The following is a 15,016-nucleotide window of genomic DNA, read 5'->3' as shown; positions in this document are numbered from 1 at the left end:
CATTTTTTTATTATTAGTAAGTGTTACGTTAGCGTCACTTCCCTGCGGTAAGTGTTACGTTAGCGTCACTTCCCTTGCGGAAGTGTGGATTGAAATATGCGGATGCTGTGTCGCATACCACGTCCCACCTGTCACTTCCCTCGCGGAAGTGTGGATTGAAATATGGTTACATATCCAGATGCCGTGAGCGTAAAGTTGTCACTTCCCTCGCGGAAGTGTGGATTGAAATTTTCCTAACATAATCTGCTGTGCCCATAACATTGTCACTTCCCTTGCGGAAGTGTGGATTGAAATTCTATCCCTGCACTGTTGATCGTATCAGAGAGCTCAGTCACTTCCCTTGCGGAAGTGTGGATTGAAATTGATGGAAGTATTTATAAGCCGAATCTCTTAGAGTCACTTTCCTTGCAGAAGTGTGGATTGAAATCGCAAGTCCTAACGTATGTTTTGCTTCACTCATCGTCACTTCCCTTGCGGAAGTGTGGATTGAAATAAAAATATCTGCTGAAATTTTTGCTGAAATTTCTAAAGTGTTATTAATTAAATTACAGATTGTTAAAAAATACAGAACAAACATTCGGTTTGTTCTGTACTTTTTTTATCCTGAATGATATACTGGACAAGTAACATACTAAGAACACAACTACTATTTCTAAAATATCACCGCTAGCTTAGAGCGGATCAGGAGAAATCATATGGATCATTTTGAATTAGTATCTGAATATCAGCCAACTGGGGATCAGCCGAAAGCCATCGCAGATCTCGTGGCAGGTTTTAAAGAGGGGAATCAGTGCCAGACATTGCTTGGCGTCACCGGATCCGGTAAGACATTTACCATGGCGAATGTCATTCAGGAATTGAATAAACCAACGCTGATCATTGCGCATAATAAGACATTGGCTGCACAGTTATACGGAGAGTTCAAAGAGTTCTTTCCGAATAACGCAGTGGAATATTTTGTCTCCTATTATGACTACTACCAGCCGGAGGCTTATGTTCCATCCTCTGACACATATATTGCGAAGGATTCAGCGATCAATGATGAGATTGACAAATTACGTCATTCGGCGACAGCGGCACTGTCTGAGCGGCGGGATGTCATTATTGTAGCCAGTGTTTCCTGCATCTATGGCCTGGGTTCGCCGATTGACTATAAGGATATGGTGATTTCTCTGCGCCCGGGCATGGAGAAGGATCGGGATGAGATGATACGTAAGCTGATTGATATTCAGTATACTCGTAACGAGATGGATTTTCATCGTGGTACGTTCCGTGTGCATGGAGATGTGGTAGAGATATTCCCGGCAGGATCAGGAGAACTGGCGGTTCGCGTGGAGTTCTTCGGAGATGAAGTGGACCGGATTACGGAAGTGGATGTGCTAACCGGAGAGATTAAGCGAGATCTGAAGCACATTGCAATATTCCCAGCTTCTCATTATGTCGTGTCCAAGGAGAATATGGAGCGTGCTACCACAGCAATTGAAGCGGAGCTGGAGCAGCAGGTACGTTATTTTAAGGGCGAGGATAAGCTGTTAGAAGCACAGAGAATAGCGGAGCGTACGAATTTTGATATTGAAATGATGAGGGAGACAGGCTTCTGTTCCGGCATTGAGAATTATTCGAGACATTTGACGGGACTTGCACCGGGGCAGCCACCGCATACATTGATTGATTACTTTCCGGATGATTTCGTTATGATGATTGATGAGTCACATATGACGGTGCCACAGATTGGTGGTATGTATCATGGTGACCAGTCCAGGAAGCGGACGCTGGTGGATTATGGATTCCGTCTGCCATCAGCACTGGATAACCGTCCGCTCAGTTTTGAAGAGTTTGAGAGTAAGATCAATCAGGTTCTGTTTGTATCTGCTACACCTGGCAAATACGAAGAAGAGCATGAACTTCTGCGCACAGAGCAGGTAATCAGACCGACGGGTCTTCTGGATCCGGAGATTGATGTGCGGCCGGTAGAAGGCCAGATCGATGATCTGGTCGGTGAGATTAAAAAAGAGACAGATAAGAAGAATAAGATATTGGTAACAACGCTGACTAAGAGAATGGCAGAAGATCTGACAGATTATATGCGGGAACTTGGTATCCGTGTCAAATATCTCCATTCAGATATTGATACTTTGGAGCGTTCGGAGATCGTGAGAGATATGCGTCTGGATGTGTTTGATGTATTGGTCGGTATTAATCTTCTGCGAGAAGGACTGGATATTCCGGAGATTTCACTGGTGGTGATTCTGGATGCAGATAAAGAAGGCTTCCTGCGTTCCGAGACATCGTTGGTCCAGACGATTGGACGTGCTGCAAGAAATTCTGAGGGTCATGTGATCATGTATGCGGATACGATCACGGATCTATGCGAAAGGCAATGGATGAGACCGAACGTCGACGCAGTATCCAGATGAAGTACAATGAAGAGCATGGTATCACACCGCAGTCTATTCATAAGGCAGTCAGAGATCTGATTACGATTTCTAGAAAGGCAGCATCTGCGGAGATGCGGATAGAAAAGGATCCGGAGTCGATGAGCAAGGCAGAACTGGAGAAGCTGGTAGGGGAAGTGACCAGGCAGATGAGGAAAGCAGCAGCAGAATTGAACTTCGAGGCAGCGGCAGAGCTGCGTGATAAGATGACAGAGCTGAAGAAACAGCTACTGGACATGGATGAAACATAGAATAAGTATAGAATAAACTAAAAATAAATCATTGAATTAGTAACAAAGGAGCATGTTATGTCGGATAAGAATAAAAAATATATTCGTATACGGGGAGCCAATGAGCATAATCTCAAGAATATCAGCCTGGATATTCCAAGAGACGAGCTGGTGGTTCTGACAGGACTGTCGGGATCCGGCAAGTCTTCGCTGGCATTTGATACCATTTATGCAGAAGGACAGCGCAGATATATGGAGTCGTTGTCATCTTATGCCAGAATGTTCCTGGGACAGATGGAGAAGCCGGATGTGGAAAGCATCGAAGGACTTTCGCCGGCAATTTCAATTGACCAGAAGTCTACAAATCGTAATCCTCGTTCGACAGTAGGTACTGTGACAGAGATATATGATTATTTCCGGTTATTATATGCGAGGATTGGTATTCCACATTGTCCGAAATGTGGCAAAGAGATTAAGAAGCAGACGGTTGATCAGATGGTCGATCAGATCATGGAGATGGAGCAGGGAACCAGAATTCAGCTGTTGGCACCGGTGGTACGAGGACGGAAAGGTACGCATGTGAAGCTGCTGGAGCGTGCAAAGAAGAGCGGATATGTCCGTGTGCGGATTGATGGCAGTATGTATGAATTGTCGGAAGACATTCAGCTGGATAAGAATCTGAAGCATAATATAGAGATTGTTGTAGATCGTCTGGTGGTAAAGCCGGGGATTGAAAAGAGATTGACGGATTCAGTGGAGAATGTTCTGCATCTTGCAGAGGGACTGATGACAGTCGATGTGATTGGCGGAGAACCGGTGAATTTCAGCCAGAGCTTTTCCTGCCCGGATTGTGGTATCAGCATTGAAGAGATTGAACCGAGAAGTTTCTCATTTAATAATCCATTTGGAGCCTGCCCGGAGTGTTCCGGACTTGGATATAAGATGGAATTTGATGCTGATCTGATCATTCCGGATAAGAGCCTGAGTATCAATGAAGGTGCAATCACAGTCATGGGATGGCAGTCTGCCAGCAAGAAGGGCAGCTTTACCAGAGCCATACTGGAAGCGCTTGCGGAAGAATATCATTTTTCACTGGATACGCCGTTTGAGGAATATCCGGAGGAGATTCAGAATATACTGATTCACGGTACAAATGGTAAGAATGTGAATGTGCATTATTTTGGGCAGCGCGGAGAAGGGTTCTACGATATTGCGTTTGAAGGTATTATTAAGAACGTAGAACGCAGATATCGTGAGACTTATTCTGAAGCATCCAAGGCAGAGTATGAAGAATTTATGCGGATCACACCTTGCCGTGCATGCAAAGGACAGCGTTTGAAGCCGGGAGCACTTGCAGTAACGGTTGGGAATCATAATATTGCAGAGATTACATCATTTTCGATTGAGGAGCTGGCAAAATTCCTGGATAATCTGGAACTGACCAGTCAGCAACATATGATCGGTGACCAGATACTGAGAGAAATACGTGCGAGACTGCAGTTCTTGCTAGATGTAGGATTGGATTATCTGACGCTGTCGCGTGCAACCGGAACGTTGTCCGGAGGAGAAGCACAGCGAATCCGACTGGCAACACAGATTGGCTCCGGTCTGGTAGGTGTGGCATATATTCTGGATGAGCCTAGTATCGGACTGCATCAGAGAGATAATGATAAATTGCTTGGAACACTGAAACACCTGCGGGATCTGGGCAATACGGTAATCGTGGTAGAACATGACGAGGATACTATGTTTGCGGCAGATCATATTGTGGATATTGGACCTGGTGCCGGAGAACATGGTGGTGAAGTGATCGCAGAAGGAACGGCAGAGGAGATCATGCAGGTGCCGGAATCTATCACAGGCGCATATCTAAGTGGTCGGATTCGTATACCTGTTCCGGAGGAGCGCAGGAAACCGACAGGATGGCTGAAGATTGTAGGCGCACAGGAGAATAACCTGAAGAATATTGATGTGAAGATTCCACTGGGAGTCATGACATGCGTGACCGGTGTGTCAGGATCAGGTAAGAGTTCGCTGGTCAATGAGATCCTTTACAAATATCTGGCGAAGAAGCTGAACCGTGCCAGAACGATTCCGGGAAAGCATAAAAAGATAGAAGGTGTGGAGCAGCTGGACAAGGTGATTAATATCGATCAGTCACCAATTGGTCGTACACCGAGATCCAATCCGGCAACTTATACGGGTGTGTTTGATCAGATCCGTGACCTGTTTGCAGCGACACAGGATGCCAAGGAACGAGGCTATAAGAAAGGGCGTTTTAGCTTCAATGTAAAGGGCGGACGATGTGAAGCATGTTCCGGTGACGGTATTCTGAAGATTGAGATGCATTTTCTGCCGGATGTGTATGTTCCGTGTGAAGTGTGCGGTGGCAAGCGCTATAACCGCGAGACACTGGAAGTACATTATAAAGGCAAGAGCATTTATGACGTGTTAAATATGACGGTAGAAGAAGCATTGACTTTCTTTGAAAATGTTCCATCCATCCGCAGAAAGATTGAGACGCTGTATGATGTGGGACTTTCCTATCTGCGTCTTGGACAGCCATCGACGACATTGTCCGGAGGTGAGGCACAGCGGATTAAGCTGGCTACAGAGCTCAGTAAACGCAGCACCGGTAAGACTATTTATATTCTGGATGAGCCGACGACGGGATTGCATTTTGCAGATGTGCATAAGCTGACCGAGATCCTGAAGAGGCTGGCATCCGATGGTAATACGGTTGTGGTGATCGAGCACAATCTGGATGTGATCAAAACAGCAGATTATATTATCGATATCGGGCCTGAAGGCGGTGCAAAAGGAGGTACGGTGATCGCAGAAGGAACGCCGGAAGAAGTTGCACGGAACCCGGTGTCCTATACAGGTAAATACATCGACATGATGTTGAAGAAAGGATAAACCTGAAAAAAAGACTTTTCAACAGACACAAAGTTTACTATAATGTCATTGTTGACAGATTTCATGAATAAGAACGAATGATAAAGAGGTATAATAAGTAGAGTTACTTATTATACCTCTGTGCATAAATGAAGTGGCTGGTTCAGGAAGTAACCGGATGATGAAAGGGGAACAGGAATGGCAGTTGAAATCGGAATTGATTTGGGGACCGCAAGCGTTCTGGTGTATGTGAAAGGGAAGGGCGTAATATTAAAAGAGCCTTCCGTAGTAGCATATGACCGGGATACCAACAGCATCAAAGCAATCGGAGAAGAAGCCAGACTGATGCTTGGCAGGACGCCGGGGAATATTGTGGCAGTGCGTCCGCTGCGTCAGGGCGTGATTTCTGATTATACAGTGACAGAGAAGATGATCAAATATTTTGTGCAGAAAGCAATGGGCAGGAGAGCTTTCAGCAAGCCGAGAATCAGTATATGTGTGCCGAGTGGAGTGACAGAAGTAGAACGTAAGGCAGTTGAAGAGGCAACCTATGCAGCAGGAGCTCGTGAAGTCAGGCTGATCGAAGAACCGGTGGCAGCTGCAATCGGTGCTGGAATCGATATTTCCAGACCATGCGGCAATATGATCGTAGATATCGGAGGCGGTACGGCGGATGTAGCGGTTATCTCGCTGGGTGGAACTGTGGTTAATACTTCTATTAAGATTGCCGGAGATAACTTTGATGATGCGATCGTGCGCTACGTGCGGAAGAAGCATAATCTGCTGATCGGGGAGCGTACAGCAGAAGATATTAAGATCAAGATCGGATCAACATATCCGCTGGTAGAGGAAGAGTCTATGGAAGTGACAGGACGGAATCTTATGACCGGGCTTCCGAAGACGGTGACGGTAACATCTGCGGAGACCGAGCAGGCATTGAAGGAGCCGGTTGGGCAGATTGTAGACGCTGTTATCAGTGTGCTTGAACGTACACCACCGGAACTTTCAGCAGATATTCTGGATCGTGGAATCGTGCTGACTGGAGGTGGGGCAATGCTGCGAGGACTGGAAGAACTGATTGAAGAACGAACCGGAATCAATACTATGACTGCAGAGAATCCTATGACGGTTGTAGCCATCGGTACCGGGCAGTATGTGGAATTTATGAGCGGACGGAATGAAGGATAAAAGCAGAGAAAAGCGGTTATATGGAAGAAATCAAAGGATATGTAGAACACATCGTATATCGGAATGAGGATAATGGATATACGGTATTTAATCTGAATAACGAAGATGGAGATCTGACCTGTGTGGGGACATTTCTCTATATTGAAGAAGGTGAGCTGCTGAAGCTGACGGGCGAATATGTGAATCACAGCCTGTACGGACTGCAGCTTTCCGTGTCTGAATCAGAGGTCTGCGAACCGGAAGATCTGATGTCGATCGAGAGATATCTGGGCTCAGGGGCAATCCGCGGAGTTGGCGCTGCACTGGCAGGGCGGATTGTGCGAAAGTTTAAAGAAGATACATTCCGAATTATAGAGGAAGAACCGGAGCGGCTGGCAGAGGTCAAAGGCATCAGTGAGCGCAAAGCAAGAGAGATTGCAGAACAGGTAGAAGAGAAGAAGGATGTGCGTCAGGCAATGATCTATTTGCAGAAATATGGCATTTCTACGACGCTGGCAGCAAAGATTTATCAGTATTATGGCAATGGGATTTACCGTGTGCTGGAAGAGAATCCTTACCAGATGGCGGATCATATCAGTGGTGTGGGATTCCGAACTGCGGATGAGATAGCGAAGAGAATCGGTATTCATACGGATTCCGATTACCGGATCCGCAGTGGAATATTTTATACATTGCTTCAGGGAGTGAATGCAGGACATGTTTTCCTGGATGAGGAACTATTGGCACGCAGGGCAGGACAGTTGTTGGAAGTGGATCTGGAGCATATTGAAAAATATCTGATGGATCTGTCTATGGAACGCAAGGTGATCCTGAAAGAAGCAGACGGCGTGAAGCGAGTATATCCATCAAATTATTATTATATGGAAATGAATACAGCGAAGATGCTCCATGATCTAAATGTAACCTATGATGTGAGTGAGACAGGAGTATTGCACCGACTGGCACAGATTGAGGAAAATATGGATCTGCCGCTGGATGAGAAACAGCGGGAAGCGGTTGTTGAGGCGGTACGTCATGGAGTACTTGTGCTGACCGGAGGACCGGGAACCGGTAAGACGACGACAATCAATGCCATGATCCATTATTTTGAAAGTGACGGAGCGGACATTCTGCTGGCAGCACCGACCGGAAGAGCAGCAAAGCGTATGACGGAGACAACCGGATATGAAGCACAGACGGTACACCGTCTGCTGGAAGTCAGCGGTAATCCGGAGGATGAAGAACAGAAAAACGGCTTCAGTCGGAACAGGGATAACCCACTGGAAACAGATGTGATCATTGTAGATGAGATGTCAATGGTGGATCTTCCGCTGATGCATGCGCTCTTGTCAGCCGTGTGCGTGGGGACGAGACTCATCCTGGTGGGAGATCGGAATCAGCTTCCATCTGTGGGACCGGGAAGTGTGCTGAAGGATATCATTGCGTCCAAATGTTTCCCAGTAGTGAAACTGACACGTATTTTCCGTCAGGCAGGCGAGAGTGATATCGTGGTAAATGCTCACAAGATCAATCGCGGAGAACCAGTGATTCTGGACAATAAGAGTCGTGACTTTTTCTTTCTGAAGAGGCAGGATGCCAATACGATCATCAGTGTGGTACTGACGTTGATCCAGAAGAAATTGCCAAAATATGTAAATGCAGAGCCATATGATATTCAGGTGTTGACACCCATGCGGAAAGGTCTGCTCGGGGTAGAAAGGTTAAATGGTATTCTGCAGGAATATCTGAATCCGCCATCACCGTCTAAAGCGGAAAAGGAATATGGTGATAAGAAGTTCCGCGAGGGCGATAAGGTCATGCAGATCCGTAATAATTACCAGATTGAGTGGGAAGTGTGTACCAAATACGGTATGACAGTGGATAAAGGTCTGGGTGTGTTCAATGGTGACATGGGCATTATCCGGGAGATTAATACATATGCAGAGACTATGACGGTAGAGTTTGATGAACACAGACAGGTAAGCTATTCCTTCCAGTCGTTGGATGAACTGGAACTGGCTTATGCGATCACCATTCACAAGTCTCAGGGGAGTGAGTATCCGGCGGTAGTAATTCCGCTGCTTCAGGGACCGAGGCAGTTATACAACCGCAATCTGATCTATACAGCAGTAACCAGAGCAAGAAAATGTGTGACACTGGTAGGCAGTGAACAGGTCTTTGCAGACATGATCCAGAATAATAACGAGCTGAACCGTAATTCGAGTCTGGCAGAGCAGATCAGGGAGTTCTGCCTATGAGAATACGAGCATTTATTTCTAAAACTATTTCTAATATCACAGTCTTTACAGATAAAATCATGGCATTCCTGTTTCCTAATACCTGTCCGTTTTGCGGTAAGGTATCGGAGACAGGAATCTGTGGTGCGTGCAGAGCAAAGCTTCCTTATGTGAGGGAGCCATATTGTATGCGCTGCGGTAAGCCAATTCGGCGTGAAGAAGATGAATACTGTTATGATTGCAGCAGGCACTCGCATTATTATGAGAGCGGCAGGGCGGTCTGGCAGCATGCGTCTATGGTGCGTCCGGCAATTTATCAATTCAAATATCATAATCGACGGATATATGGTCGTGTATTTGCCCATGAGATGGTACGTGCATATGGCAGAACAATACGTAAATGGCAGATCGCGATCATTATTCCAATACCACTCAGTAAAAGCAGAAGACGGAAAAGAGGATATAATCAGGCGGAAATAATAGCAAAAGAGATTGGCAGACTTATGGACATTCCGGTAGATACAGAAAGCCTTATTCGAAATAAAAATACAATTCCACAGAAAGTCATGGATGCGCGGGGACGGCGGAAAAACCTGCAGCACGCATTTGCCTGGAATGGTCGGAAACTGCAGGGAGTCAATGTGTTGTTGATCGATGACATTTACACGACAGGAAGCACGATTGATGTGGCAGCGAAGACGGTAAGACTTGCTGGCGCTGAGAAAGTGCATTTTCTGACGGTAAGCATTGGACAAGGTACATGATATTTGTTATACTAAATAATGATGTTTAGAAATAATAATAACTAAGTGTAGAGATAACGAGGTGCAGAATGTTAAATGAGAGAAAAGTCAAGCTGATGACAAGAATGGCTCTCTATGAGGAACAACAGGGGAGAGAGGATCTGAAGGTTAGTGCTTACTATAGAAAAGACTATACCAGTCTGCATACGCTGGCGACTATTTTGTGGGTAACGATAGGCTATGTATGTCTGATTGTACTTCTGGGAATCAGCGTGTTTGATATGTTGATGGAAAAGATGTCTATTGGGATGATTGTTGTTATGGCAATTGCGATTGTAGCAGCGTACCTGGCAATTGTAATTGCATATGCAGTATATACGCATGTTACCTGCAATAACCGACACAAAGAGGCAAGGGCGAGAGTGAAGTTATATAATCATGATCTTGCCAGACTTCTCAATTTATACAAGAAGAAAGATATGAAGAAGGAGAACAGATAGTTATGGAAAGCGTATTAGAACTGAAAGGGAAATTACAGAATGTCTATGCACAGTATTCGACATACATAGATAAGGCGGTACGCTTTGTACTGGCGTTTATGGCGTTCTTTATGATTAATCGGGAGATAGGTTATATGCATATGCTGGCGAATCCGGTAGTTGCATTGGGGCTGGCTGTGATATGCGCTTTTCTTCCGCCGATCTTCACACTGGTAGCAGGAGCGGTACTGACGATGGCACATGTCTATAGTGTATCTCTGGGCATGCTGATCGTTACAGCACTTCTGTTTGTGATCATGTATGTATTCTATCTTCGATTCGCACCAAAGACAGCAATCGTGGTATTAGTAATAGTGACAGCATATATTGCGAAGGTGCCGGCAGCAGCATTGGTGGCATTAGGCCTGCTTGGCACACCGGCATATGCAGTGCCGGCAGCACTTGGAACGATTGCGTATTATATGATTCACCAGGTGAAAAAGTCAGCAGCGGCAATTCAGGCTGCAAAGAGCAGCAGCTTTGTAAATGATATGATCAAATTTGCCAAACAGGCAGTTTCCAGCAAAGAAATGTGGCTGATGGTGATCGCCGGCATAATCTGTATCATACTGGTATATACCATTCGTCGTGCAGCGATGGCGCATGCGTGGAAAGCCGCAAGCGTGGCCGGGGCATTGGCGTATCTGATCGTGGCAGCAGCAGGCGGCTCTGTACTGGGTGTAAAGACTTCTACAACAACACTGTTCGCAGGGGCAGTTGTAGCGGTAGTAATCGGACTGATTCTGGAAATTATATTCTTTGCAGTAGATTACAGCAAATGTGAATCTCTGCAGTTTGAAGATGATGAGTATTATTACTATGTAAAAGCAGTTCCGAAAGTGGGAGTAACTGTTCCGGAGAAGACAGTACAGCAGATCAACAAGCGTGAAGAATATCCTTCTGAGACAGAAGTGATCGATGCAAAGGAACTGCGTAAGAAGACACAGCAGCATGCACAGAAAGATGCTGCGAAGAAGCAGATAAAGAAAGAGACTCCAAAGCAAGCTTCGCAGGAGCCGGTCAGACATGCCAAGAAGCAGCAGGCAGGACAGGAACGTAAGCAGGCAAGACCAAGAAAGACTGTGGACAGACAGCAGCCAAATCCAAAGAAGGCAGCAGTTAAGAGAAAACCGTCTCCACAGAAGAGACAGTTATCCGATGCGGATACCGAGCATCTGCTTCTGACACAGAGTCTCGAGAAAGAATTGAATCTGAATAAAGATAATAAATAAAAGATATAAAAGAAGCAGAACAGACAGACAACAAGTTCAGAAGAATGGGGAGGTGACAGAATGGCGCAGAGAATATCGCAGTTTTTTGAACAATTTGTAAAAGGCATTTATTTTCCGGAATTGCGTTTCACGGACATTCTGGAAATCCTGATCATTGCATTTTTGATCTATCAGATTATGGTATGGATCAAGAATACCAAGGCGTGGATGCTGATGCGTGGCATTCTGGCACTTGCGGGATTCATACTGGTGGCAGCCATTTTACAGATGCATACGATCCTGTGGCTGGCAAAAGAAGCAGCAGCAGTTATGGCTGTGGCGGCAGTGGTCGTCTTTCAGCCCGAACTCCGACGAGGTCTGGAGAAACTGGGCGAAAAACAGATGCTGACATCCATGCTTCCGTTTGATTCCAAAGAACGAGTGCGGTTCAGTGATGAGACAGTTGACGGTATCGTGCGTGCTGTATTTTCCATGAGCAAAGTAAAAACAGGAGCACTGATCGTAGTAGAACAGCTGATCCAACTGACAGAATATGAGAGTACCGGTATTCAGATGGATTGTCTGATTTCCAGCCAGGTACTGGTCAATATATTTGAGCATAATACTCCGCTTCATGACGGAGCTATTATCGTGCGGAACGACAGGATCGTGGCGGCAACCTGTTACCTGCCATTGTCTGATAACATGGAACTGAGCAAGGATCTGGGAACCAGACACCGTGCGGCAGTCGGTATGAGTGAAGTCAGTGATGCCATGATCGTAGTGGTATCTGAGGAGACCGGAGGAGTATCTGTAGCACAGGGCGGCAGACTTTCCAGAAACCTGACGGAAGCAGAACTGAGAGAGCGCTTCCATGCAATCCAGCAACGGAAGCATTCTAAGAATCCGGCGAACATTCTGGTAGAAAAACTGAAGAAAGGAAGGCATGATGATGATAAAAAAGCTGAAAAATAATTTTAGCCTGAAGCTGTTAGCCTTCCTGTTTGCATTTATGCTGTGGCTGATAGTGGTCAATATTGACGATCCGGTAATGACTAAGACATTTACGAACATACCGGTTACAGTAGAACACTCCGAGATATTGACGGAACAGAATAAGACTTATCAGATCGTAGACGACACGCAGAATGTAAGCGTAGTAGTTTCGGCAAAACGTCGGACGCTGAGTAAGATTAAGGCAAGCGACATTGTTGTTACAGCAGATATTAAGGAAATGTATCTGAATACACAGATTCCATTGGAAGTAACGGTAAATGGATATGAGGGCAGCTGTGAAGCAACGGCAAGTCCGCGTAATCTGCAGATACAGATCGAGGATAATGTAAGCAAGACCACATATATTACACCAGTGGCAAGCGGTCAGGTACGAAGTGGTTATGTGCTCGGCAAGCTGACAGCTGATCCGGAGACGGTAACGATCAACGGACCAAAGTCTCTGGTGGAAAAGATCAGTAAGGTAGAGGCTGAAGTTAATGTGTCCGGACTCTCAGAGAATACCGTGCTGGATTCTGCGCTGGTATTGTACGATGAGAACAATAACGTGATCGACCAGTCAAGGCTGGCAAACAACTTGGGTAATGTAGGTGTGAGTGTATCGGTAACATTGTATCGGACAACGACGGTACCTGTGAAGGCGGATACATCGGAAATTGAAGTAAAAGAAGGATATTCCATTTCCAATGTGAAGCTGGCTCCGGAAGAGATAGAGATTGCGGGACCGGAAGATGCTTTGGCAAAGGTTAAGAGTATAGATATTCCTGCGGAAGAATTCAGTGGTGAAGCCATTGATTCCCGCACAGATTATACGATAGATATTAGCAAATATCTGCCGGAAGATATCGAACTGGCAGACAGTAACGCAAGTTCGGTGATTATTACAGTAACACTGGAAAAAGACGGAACCAAGAATTTTGAGCTTCCGGTTGGATCTATTACAGTGAAAAATCTGGATGAGAACCTGCGCATGAGTTATAACAAAACGGATAATCTGGAAGTACATGTAAAAGGATCAAAGGAACAGTTGGATACTCTGAACATTGAGCAGATTGCAATCATTGATCTGGCTGAATATACAAAAGCAGGAACCTATAAAGTGCCAGTACAGTTTAAGCTGCCGGATGGATGTACACTGACAGAAGATGTTGAAGTAGAACTCGTGCTGGAAGAGAAAGATAGCGGAGGAAATTAAAAGTATGATTACAAAAAAAGTAAAGATCACCAATCCTACGGGACTTCATATGCGTCCGGCCGGAATCTTCTGCAACAAAGCATCTGAGTTTGAATGCAGTGTCAGATTTCGTTATGACAATACGATGGCTAACGCAAAAAGTGTACTCAGTGTACTTGGTGCATGCATTAAAAGCGGAGATGAAATCGTGCTCGAGTGTGAGGGACCGGATGAAAAAGAAGCAATGGAAGCAATGGTAAAAGCAATTGAAGATGGTCTGGGAGAATAAACCAGACAAAGAGAGGTACAAATGAGTAAAGTAACACTAGTCGTCATGGCAGCAGGAATCGGAAGTCGGTTTGGCGGCGGTATCAAACAGCTGGAGGCAGTAGGACCAAACGGTGAGATTATTATGGATTATTCCATTCATGATGCGCTGGAGGCGGGATTTAATAAGGTTGTATTCGTAATCCGTAAAGATCTGGACAAGGATTTTAAAGAGATCATCGGCAGACGCATGGAGAAGCTGGTAGAAGTAGAATACGCTTATCAGGAACTGAATGATATCCCGGAGCGTTTCCAGAAGAAGACAGAGGGAAGAAAGAAGCCGTGGGGAACCGGTCAGGCAATCCTGTGCTGTAAAGATGTGGTAGATGAGCCATTTCTGGTAATCAATGCAGACGATTATTACGGCAAGGAAGCTTACAGAGAAGCATATGCATATCTGACAGGAAGAAAAGATGATAATGCGTATGAAGCGTGTATGGTAGGTTTCGTACTGAAGAATACTTTGAGCGATAATGGCGGTGTAACCCGTGGCGTATGTAAGGTAGATGAACACCGTATGCTGTCTGAGATTGTGGAGACATCCAATATTGTCAAGACTGCTGAAGGCGCGGCAGTGCAGACAGAGGACGGAGCCGTGCCAATCGATGTGGAATCAGAAGTCTCTATGAATATGTGGGGACTGTCACCGGCATTCTTTGATGTGCTGGAAAAAGGCTTTGACGTATTCCTGGAGAAGCTGGATCCGGAGAATCTGAAAGGAGAATATCTCCTCCCGATCATCATCGGTGACCTGCTGAAAGAAGGAAGGATGAAGGTCGAAGTACGGAAGTCACATGATGAGTGGTTCGGCGTGACATACAAAGAAGATAAACCGGATGTGGTGGCAAGTATTCAGAAGCTGATTAAAGACGGAGTATATCCGGAGAAGTTGTTTTAAGTAAGAAGGAATGAGGGCTTTGACGCGGGCGTCAAAGCCTTTTAAAATAAAAAACAAAATTGATTTTATAGAAACTTGTTGGTAAATATATTCTATGGTATCATAATGACAGCTAATTATAATTATACTTAAAAGGAAACAGG

The 15,016-nt window shown here is 45.4% G+C and carries 10 protein-coding genes, 1 pseudogene and 1 CRISPR repeat array; all 11 genes and pseudogenes read left to right on the top strand.

From position 1 onward, the window contains the following. Positions 1-64 precede the first annotated feature (64 nt). Positions 65-494: direct repeats of the CRISPR family, unit length 33 nt; unit sequence GTCACTTCCCTTGCGGAAGTGTGGATTGAAATT. Between the two features lie 201 nt (positions 495-695). Further along, positions 696-2,686 (top strand): annotated as a pseudogene (gene uvrB / locus DXA18_RS14040) (excinuclease ABC subunit UvrB). A 57-nt stretch (positions 2,687-2,743) separates the two neighbouring features. After that, positions 2,744-5,584 (top strand): excinuclease ABC subunit UvrA, encoded by a 2,841-nt coding sequence (gene uvrA / locus DXA18_RS14035; RefSeq protein ID WP_118384418.1) that lies wholly within the window; start codon positions 2,744-2,746, stop codon positions 5,582-5,584. 177 nt (positions 5,585-5,761) lie between these two features. Continuing rightward, a complete protein-coding gene (locus tag DXA18_RS14030) occupies positions 5,762-6,751 on the top strand; it encodes a rod shape-determining protein (RefSeq protein WP_118384417.1) in 990 nt (329 codons plus the stop codon). A 20-nt stretch (positions 6,752-6,771) separates the two neighbouring features. Then, a complete protein-coding gene (recD2, locus tag DXA18_RS14025; RefSeq protein WP_118384416.1) occupies positions 6,772-8,988 on the top strand; it encodes an SF1B family DNA helicase RecD2 in 2,217 nt (738 codons plus the stop codon). Continuing rightward, on the top strand, positions 8,985-9,731 hold the full coding sequence (locus tag DXA18_RS14020; protein WP_243007144.1) for a ComF family protein: 747 nt from the start codon (positions 8,985-8,987) through the stop codon (positions 9,729-9,731). The genes recD2 and DXA18_RS14020 overlap by 4 nt, the downstream gene beginning before the upstream one ends. Before the next feature lie 68 nt (positions 9,732-9,799). Further along, complete coding sequence (locus DXA18_RS14015) at positions 9,800-10,210, top strand: hypothetical protein (RefSeq protein ID WP_118384415.1); 411 nt, start codon at positions 9,800-9,802, stop codon at positions 10,208-10,210. A 2-nt stretch (positions 10,211-10,212) separates the two neighbouring features. Next, entirely contained in the window at positions 10,213-11,481 is a 1,269-nt protein-coding gene (locus tag DXA18_RS14010; RefSeq protein WP_199665591.1) for a hypothetical protein, read from the top strand. Between the two features lie 60 nt (positions 11,482-11,541). Further along, complete coding sequence (cdaA, locus tag DXA18_RS14005; RefSeq protein ID WP_118384414.1) at positions 11,542-12,435, top strand: diadenylate cyclase CdaA; 894 nt, start codon at positions 11,542-11,544, stop codon at positions 12,433-12,435. Continuing rightward, positions 12,407-13,669, top strand: a complete 1,263-nt coding sequence (locus DXA18_RS14000) for a CdaR family protein (protein WP_243007143.1) — start codon at positions 12,407-12,409, stop codon at positions 13,667-13,669. The genes cdaA and DXA18_RS14000 overlap by 29 nt, the downstream gene beginning before the upstream one ends. Before the next feature lie 4 nt (positions 13,670-13,673). Then, positions 13,674-13,937, top strand: coding sequence for an HPr family phosphocarrier protein (locus DXA18_RS13995; RefSeq protein WP_118384412.1), 264 nt, complete (start codon positions 13,674-13,676; stop codon positions 13,935-13,937). A gap of 21 nt (positions 13,938-13,958) precedes the next feature. Next, positions 13,959-14,873 carry a nucleotidyltransferase family protein gene (locus tag DXA18_RS13990; protein WP_118384411.1) on the top strand — a complete coding sequence of 305 codons (915 nt, stop codon included), beginning with the start codon at positions 13,959-13,961 and terminating at the stop codon, positions 14,871-14,873. Positions 14,874-15,016: the final 143 nt, after the last annotated feature.

The organism is Dorea sp. AM58-8 (genome assembly GCF_003464045.1).
In the GTDB taxonomy this organism is placed as follows: Bacteria; Bacillota; Clostridia; order Lachnospirales; family Lachnospiraceae; genus Claveliimonas; species Claveliimonas ammoniilytica.
This window is presented reverse-complemented; position numbering and strand designations above follow the sequence as displayed.

What these genes read in the sequence shown, in the direction of transcription:
- uvrA (WP_118384418.1), top strand. Translation starts at nt 2,744, where the DNA reads ATGTCGGATAAGAATAAAAAATATATTCGTATACGGGGAGCCAATGAG.
- DXA18_RS14030 (WP_118384417.1), top strand. Translation starts at nt 5,762, where the DNA reads ATGGCAGTTGAAATCGGAATTGATTTGGGGACCGCAAGCGTTCTGGTG.
- recD2 (WP_118384416.1), top strand. Translation starts at nt 6,772, where the DNA reads ATGGAAGAAATCAAAGGATATGTAGAACACATCGTATATCGGAATGAG.
- DXA18_RS14020 (WP_243007144.1), top strand. Translation starts at nt 8,985, where the DNA reads ATGAGAATACGAGCATTTATTTCTAAAACTATTTCTAATATCACAGTC.
- DXA18_RS14015 (WP_118384415.1), top strand. Translation starts at nt 9,800, where the DNA reads ATGTTAAATGAGAGAAAAGTCAAGCTGATGACAAGAATGGCTCTCTAT.
- DXA18_RS14010 (WP_199665591.1), top strand. Translation starts at nt 10,213, where the DNA reads ATGGAAAGCGTATTAGAACTGAAAGGGAAATTACAGAATGTCTATGCA.
- cdaA (WP_118384414.1), top strand. Translation starts at nt 11,542, where the DNA reads ATGGCGCAGAGAATATCGCAGTTTTTTGAACAATTTGTAAAAGGCATT.
- DXA18_RS14000 (WP_243007143.1), top strand. Translation starts at nt 12,407, where the DNA reads ATGATGATGATAAAAAAGCTGAAAAATAATTTTAGCCTGAAGCTGTTA.
- DXA18_RS13995 (WP_118384412.1), top strand. Translation starts at nt 13,674, where the DNA reads ATGATTACAAAAAAAGTAAAGATCACCAATCCTACGGGACTTCATATG.
- DXA18_RS13990 (WP_118384411.1), top strand. Translation starts at nt 13,959, where the DNA reads ATGAGTAAAGTAACACTAGTCGTCATGGCAGCAGGAATCGGAAGTCGG.